5 protein-coding genes are annotated in these 6,445 nt (G+C 71.7%); 4 read left to right on the top strand and 1 reads right to left on the bottom strand.

The window, feature by feature from the left end; translation table 11 throughout:
* A partial coding sequence (locus CcI49_RS30380; RefSeq protein WP_198955679.1) for a response regulator transcription factor occupies positions 1 to 283 on the bottom strand: 283 nt, incomplete at its 3' end.
* A 339-nt stretch (positions 284 to 622) separates the two neighbouring features.
* Between CcI49_RS30380 and CcI49_RS30375 the strand changes: the two genes are divergently transcribed.
* The 4 genes from CcI49_RS30375 (at position 623) to ppk2 (ending at position 6,331) form a co-directional block, all read left to right on the top strand.
* The gene (locus CcI49_RS30375; protein WP_076832178.1) at positions 623 to 2,254 is read left to right on the top strand and encodes an AAA family ATPase; all 1,632 of its coding nucleotides are present in this window, start codon (positions 623 to 625) and stop codon (positions 2,252 to 2,254) included.
* 199 nt (positions 2,255 to 2,453) lie between these two features.
* Positions 2,454 to 4,283: a GAF domain-containing protein gene (locus tag CcI49_RS30370; RefSeq protein WP_076832192.1), complete on the top strand. Its 1,830-nt coding sequence runs from the start codon at positions 2,454 to 2,456 to the stop codon at positions 4,281 to 4,283.
* A gap of 182 nt (positions 4,284 to 4,465) precedes the next feature.
* On the top strand, positions 4,466 to 5,389 hold the full coding sequence (locus tag CcI49_RS30365) for a universal stress protein (RefSeq protein WP_076832176.1): 924 nt from the start codon (positions 4,466 to 4,468) through the stop codon (positions 5,387 to 5,389).
* Between the two features lie 111 nt (positions 5,390 to 5,500).
* Positions 5,501 to 6,331: a polyphosphate kinase 2 gene (ppk2, locus tag CcI49_RS30360; RefSeq protein ID WP_076832173.1), complete on the top strand. Its 831-nt coding sequence runs from the start codon at positions 5,501 to 5,503 to the stop codon at positions 6,329 to 6,331.
* Positions 6,332 to 6,445: the final 114 nt, after the last annotated feature.

Raw genomic sequence — 6,445 nt, 5'->3', positions numbered from 1 at the left:
CCGAGAACAGCGCCTCGTCATCGTCATACGACGTCAGAATCAGACACGCCACCCCCGGCAACGCCGACCGGATCTCCCGACACACGTCGATGCCACTGCCATCAGGCAACCGCCCGTCCAGCACCGCCACATGCGGATGCAACGCCGGAATACGCCGCAGCGCCTCCGCCGCCAGCCCGGCCTCACCGACGACCTCGATATCGTCATGCCGGGCGAGCGTCTGACGCAGACCATTCCGCACGATCTCGTGGTCATCGAGAACGAACACCCGGATCTTCTCCATGACCGCGACGATACGGTCTCCGGACCGCCTCGCCAATCGACCYGGATCGCCTGAACGGGTGATGCCGGCGGTTTCCGCACCCGCCCGCGCCGCGAAGCGTACGTCCTGCGGGGTAGCCGGGCAAAGGGACGGCAAAGGGACCTTTGGCGGGCGGTGGTCGGCGCAACGTCACCCGGACGGGGGCGCCGGAACGTCCGGCCGCGGCCAGTGGCGCGGCGGGCGGCAGGTCCGGGAAACGGCCGGTGGGCCCGTTGGTCCCGCCGGTCGCGGGACCTTCGAACGCAGCCCGCCCGACTCCGGCAACCTGCGCGGCGAGGGTGCTGCCGTCAGGGTGGACGTATGGATGTGGCGACAGCGACCCTCACGGCCGGCCTTCCGGTGAGCGCGGAGAGCTCGCGCCCCGCCCGCGACGCCCCGACCGCGCCGGGCACACCGACCGCCCCGACCGCGCCGGGCATGCCGGGAGCAGTGGCCGCGCCGGCCGCGCTGGTCGAGACGCACACATCCATCCTGATCTTTCTCGGGGACCGGGTCTACAAGGTCAAGAAGTCAGCCGATCTCGGGTTCCTCGACTTCCGCACGCGCCAGGCACGCCTGGCTGCCTGTCAGGCCGAGGTGGACCTCAACCGCCGCCTTGCTCCGGATGTCTACCTCGGCGTCGCCGACGTCCAGGGCCCGGACGGCGCCCTCTGCGACCACATGGTCGTCATGCGGCGCCTGCCCGCCGACCGGCGGCTGTCCACGCTCGTCACCGCCGGTGTCGACGTCACTGATGAGCTGCGGGCGACAGCCCGCCTGCTCGCGGCGTTCCACACCCGTTGCGAGACCTCCGCCGAGATCGCGGACGCCGGTTCGTCCGCCACGCTGGGCGGGCTGTGGGAGGAGGGCCTGCGGGGCGTCGAGCCCTACCTGGGCACCGTCCTCGACGGCGCCACCATCGACGCCATCGGTCGGCTGGCCGCCCGTTTCCTGGCCGGCCGGGAGCCCCTGCTGCGGGAACGGCAGCGCCTCGGGCTGGTCCGCGACGGGCACGGTGACCTGCTCGCCGGTGACATCTACTGCCTTGAGGACGGCCCCCGCATCCTGGACTGCCTGGAGTTCGACCAGCGGCTGCGCGTCGGTGACGTCCTCGGTGACATCGGGTTCCTGGCGATGGATCTGGAGAGTCTCGGCCGCCCCGATCTCGCCGCCTTCCTCCTGGCGCACTATCGCCAGTACGCGGCCGAGAGCCATCCCCGCTCGCTGGCCGACCTCTACATCGCCTACCGGGCGTTCGTCCGTTGCAAGGTCGCCTGCACCAGGTACGCGCAGGGCGTGGAGTCCGCCGCCGCCGAGGCGCGGGCACTGGCCGCGCTGGCCCTGTCACATCTGCGTCAGGGGCGGGTGCGGCTCGTCCTGGTCGGCGGCGCGCCCGGGTCGGGCCGCGGTGCGCTGGCCGCCGGCCTCGCCGACGCCGAGGAATGGACGCTGCTGCGTGCGGAGGACATCGGTCTGGTCGACGGGGCCGCCGACGACCCCACCGGCACTGACCCCACCGGCACCGAGGCCGCCGGCCGTGACGCCGCCGGCCGTGACGCCGCCGACGGTGACGCCGCCGACGGTGACGCCACCGACGGTGACCCGACCGATGTGGAGGCCGGCTACGACGAGCTGTTTCGGCGGGCCCGCGTCGCGCTCGAACGCGGTGAGAGCGTGGTCATCGACGCGGCCTGGGAGCGCCGCGCCGACCGTGACCGCGCTGCCGAGCTCGCGCGGGTGACCGCCGCCGACCTCGTCCAGCTCAGAACGGCGCGCGGCGGGCCCGGCAGCTCCGCGGGGGGTGGCCTGCGGTGGGAGCGGACGTCCGGACCGGTGCGCAGGATGGCCGCGGCCAGCTCGGAACATCCGGATCCCTGGCCGGAGGCGACGACCCTGCCCCAGGGCGCCGGGCCCGACGCCCTGCTGCGAGCGGCGCGGCGTGCCGCCGGATGAGCCGGTGGCCGGGGAATCGGCATCATCCGGGCGTGGTCTCGCGTATCTTCCTCGCGTGGCGGCGAGATCCCAGTCCTCGACCTCCCAGCCCCCGGGCGCGCACCCCTCGGCTCCAGGGCCCGCCGGCGCGCGGCCCGTGGCCGCCCCAGGCGCGCAGCCCGTGGCCGCACAGCCGGCGACGCCGCCGGGCGACGGGCTGATGTTCCCCACGGTGGCCAGGCTGGAGCTCGACGACCTGCTCAGCCAGCTCGTCGAACGTGCCCAGGATGTGCTGGCCACCCAGAGCCGGCTGCGTGGGCTGCTCCAGGCCAACCGGGCCATCGTCACCGACCTGCGGCTGCCTGTGCTGCTGCGCAGCATCGTCGAGGCCGCCACCGTCCTGCTCGGCGCCCGCTACGGTGCCCTGGGCGTCGTCGCGCCGGACCGCACGCTGGAGGAGTTCGTCCACGTCGGCCTGGACGAGTCCGATGTGCGCACGATCGGGGACCTGCCCTCCGGGCACGGCCTGCTGGGCCTGCTCATCGACGACCCGCGCCCGCGGCGCGTCGCAGACATCTCCCGGGACCCGGGCTCGCAGGGCTTTCCGCCGGGCCATCCACCGATGAGGTCCTTCCTCGGCGTGCCGATCATGGTGCGAGGGGAGGTCTTCGGCAATCTGTACCTGACCGACAAACATGACGGTGTTCCGTTCACCGCTGAGGACGAGGAGCTCGCGCTCGCGCTCGCCGCGAACGCCGGTGTGGCGATCGCGAACGCCCGGCTCTACCACGAGTCGCAGCAGCGGCACCGCTGGATGGCCGCCTCCGCGGAGGTCACGCGCCTGCTGATGGCCGGCGCCGACGACGCGCTCACCGCGCTCGCCGCCCGGGTGCAGGTCGTCGCCGACGCCACCTTCGTCGCGCTCGTGCTGCACGCCGATGCCGATGCCGACGACCAGGACGACCGGGATGACCAGGGTCGGCGCGGCGATCAGGGCGAAACCCGTCAAAGAGGTGAGAGTGATCGCGAGGAGGGCGTGGCCGGCTACGCCCGGGTCGCCGCCCTGGTCTCGGGCTCGGTGATCTCAGGCTCCGGGGTCTCGGATTCCGTGCCCCCGGATTCCGCGGGCGCGGGCGCGGCGCAGGGCGCGAAGGTCGGTCACCTCGTCCCGCTGGGACGGACCCTGACCGGCCGTGTCATCGCCGAGCGGCAGGCGCTGCGGGTCGACGACGCTGAGCTCGACGCGCTTCCCGAGGAGCGCGCCGCGAGCACCGGGCCGCTCATGGTCGTCCCGCTCGTCGCCGGCACCGACCAGTGCGGCGGGGCGCTGCTCATCGGCCGCGACCGCGGAGACCACGGATTCACGGACAGCGACCTGGACATGGCCTCCAGTTTCGCCGGGCACGTCGCCGTCGCGCTCGAACTGGCCCGCGCCAAGATGGATCAGGAGCATCTTCGCGTTCTCGCCGACCGCGGCCGAATCGCCCGGGACCTGCACGACCACGTCATCCAGCGCATGTTCGCCGTCGCGCTCGGAATGCAGGATCTCGCCCAGTACGAGAATCCGTCGAACGCGAAACGGATCAACGGATACGTCGAGGACATCGACGCCACCATCAAGGACATCCGTCGCACCATTTTCGAGCTGCGAGGCAGGAGTGCCGTCCGGCGCGGCCGCCTTCAGGCCGCTCTTGACAAGATCGCGGAGGATGTCCGGCCGGCGCTCGGGTTCGCGCCGACCGTGGCCCTCGCCGGCCCGCTGGACACCGTCGTCGACGACCAGCTCACCGACCAGCTGCTCGCCGTGGCGCGGGAGGCCCTCACCAACGTGGCGCGCCACGCCCACGCGACCAGGGTGCAGCTGCGGCTCGCCGTGGACGGGGGGAACGTCACCCTCGACGCCGTCGATGACGGGGTCGGCATCGGTGACACCGTCCGCCGCAGCGGTCTGGACAACCTGCGGGCCCGGGCTGAGAACCTGGGTGGCACCTTCGCCGTGACGACACCGCCCACCGGTGGAACCCATCTGCACTGGACGGCCCCGCTTTAGCCGGTACCGGTACCGGCACTGACCAGTGCCGGGCCGGCGCCCGTGACGGGCGGGACCATGGTCCCGCTACCGGCATGTCCGACGAACCGCACACGGGCAGTCCGACGACAGATGCGCCGTTCCGGCCATGATGCGAAATTTGAACTGTCAATTTCGCCTCAGCAACAAAAAGGTGGCCGGAAATGGACAGAACAATTCTTGTCGGTGTGGACGGATCCACCGGCTCCGAAGAAGCTCTGCGCTGGGCTTTCCGTGAGGCGCGGCTGCGCCGGCGGCCGGTGACCGCACTGCTGGCCTGGGGCACGGACGGATTACCACGGGAGCTGCACCGCCGGGCCGGCCGGGCCGACCACGCCGAACTCGAGGCCTCGGCCGTCGCGGCGCTGGACCAGGCCATCGAACGCGCCGACGCCAAGGGCGTCGAGGTGCACCCGATGCTGGTCGAGGCGGCACCCGCGGTCGCGCTGGAGGAGAACGCACCCGGCGCCGAGATGATCGTCGTCGGATCGCACGGCCATGGGCCCATCACCCGGGTCCTGGCGGGCTCGGTGGCGCAGACCGTCGTCAATCACGTCCAGGTCCCCGTGGTCGTCGTCAGGGGACGAACCACGCAGCGCCCCGACGGCCAGCGTCCGAACGGCCAGCGCCCTGACGCCGACCGGCCCGACAGCCAGCGCAGGCCGGTCGTGGTCGGCGTCGACGGTTCGGGGAACTCCGTGGGCGCGCTGCGCTGGGCCGCCCAGGCGGCGGCCCTGCGGCGGGCGCCCCTGCGGGTCGTGTTCGCGCTGGGCCGCACGGATCCGCTGTACCCGGAGCTGATGATCAGCGGGCAGGTGGACCTGCTGCGCCGGGCCCAGGCGATGCTGGACGAGACGGTCGGCAAGGGGCTCGCCAGCGCCGCCGAGGTGGCGGTCGACACCGTCGTCGCCCCGGACGCGCCCAGCGTCGCCCTGCTGCACGAGGCGGAGCTGGCGCAGCTGCTCGTCGTCGGGAGCCGCGGCCACGGCGGCTTCGCCGATCTGCTGCTCGGCTCGGTCAGTCATCAGTGCCTGCTGCACGCGGCGTGCCCGGTGGCCGTCGTCCACGACGAGGCCGCAGGAGGCTGAGCGCTGGACCCTGAGCCCCGTCAGGTGGAAGTCTTGGTCGCCTTGTGTGATCTTTTCGCTAGCCGAAAGGGCTCACTGACCTCGGACGTCCACCGAAACTGGAGGCGCACTGTGCCTGACCGGCCGGAGGCGGCCCCGGAGGCCGTCGACACCGCACCTGCTCGGCTGTCCAAGGCCGCGTACGAGAAGGAGCTCGTCCGGCTGCAGACCGAGCTGGTGCGGATGCAGGAGTGGCTCGTCGTCACCGGCGGCCGCCTCGTGGTCGTGATGGAGGGCCGGGACACCTCCGGCAAGGGCGGGACCATCAAGCGGCTGACCGAGCGGCTCAACCCACGGCACTACCGGGTGGTCGCCCTGGGCACGCCGACCGAGYGGGAACGGTCCCAGTGGTACTTCCAGCGATACATCACCCATCTGCCGTCGGCCGGCGAGATCGTCTTCTTCGATCGAAGCTGGTACAACCGGGCCGGGGTGGAACGGGTCATGGGTTTCTGTACGGACGAGGAATACGACGAGTTCCTGCGGACCTGCCCGCAGCTTGAACGCGCGTTGGTCCGTTCGGGAATCACCCTGGTCAAGTACTGGCTGTCGTTGAGCGACGAGGAGCAGGAGCGCCGCTTCACCGACCGGATCCGGAATCCGGAGAAGCGGTGGAAACTCTCCGATCTCGACCTGCAGGCCCGCGCCCACTGGGTCGACTACGCCGAGGCCAAGGACGAGATGTTCGCGTACACGGACATCCGGCAGGCGCCCTGGTACGTGGTCGACGCGGACGACAAGCGCAGCGCGCGGCTGAACCTCATCAGCCATCTGCTGTCGATGGTCCCGTACGAGCCGGTCCACTACCCCGAGGTGAAGCTGCCGCACCGCCAGCAGCGTGCCTACAAGCGCCCGCCGATCGACAGCCAGACCTGGGTCCCGCGCCGCTACGTCGTCGACTGATCCCCTGATAGCCGCCGTCGAGGGGGCATGTGCGGCGTCGGGGTGTCGCTGCGGTTGTTCGGCGACGCCATCGGTCACTATCTGCGCATCAGTGGATGCGAAGGGTGGCATCCC

It is taken from the genome of Frankia sp. CcI49, assembly GCF_001983215.1.
GTDB classification, from domain to species: domain Bacteria; phylum Actinomycetota; class Actinomycetes; order Frankiales; family Frankiaceae; genus Parafrankia; species Parafrankia irregularis.
This window is presented reverse-complemented; position numbering and strand designations above follow the sequence as displayed.

Bases quoted from the DNA above. Each gene is read 5' to 3' on its own strand.
- CcI49_RS30375 (WP_076832178.1), top strand. From the start codon at position 623: ATGGATGTGGCGACAGCGACCCTCACGGCCGGCCTTCCGGTGAGCGCG.
- CcI49_RS30370 (WP_076832192.1), top strand. From the start codon at position 2,454: ATGTTCCCCACGGTGGCCAGGCTGGAGCTCGACGACCTGCTCAGCCAG.
- CcI49_RS30365 (WP_076832176.1), top strand. From the start codon at position 4,466: ATGGACAGAACAATTCTTGTCGGTGTGGACGGATCCACCGGCTCCGAA.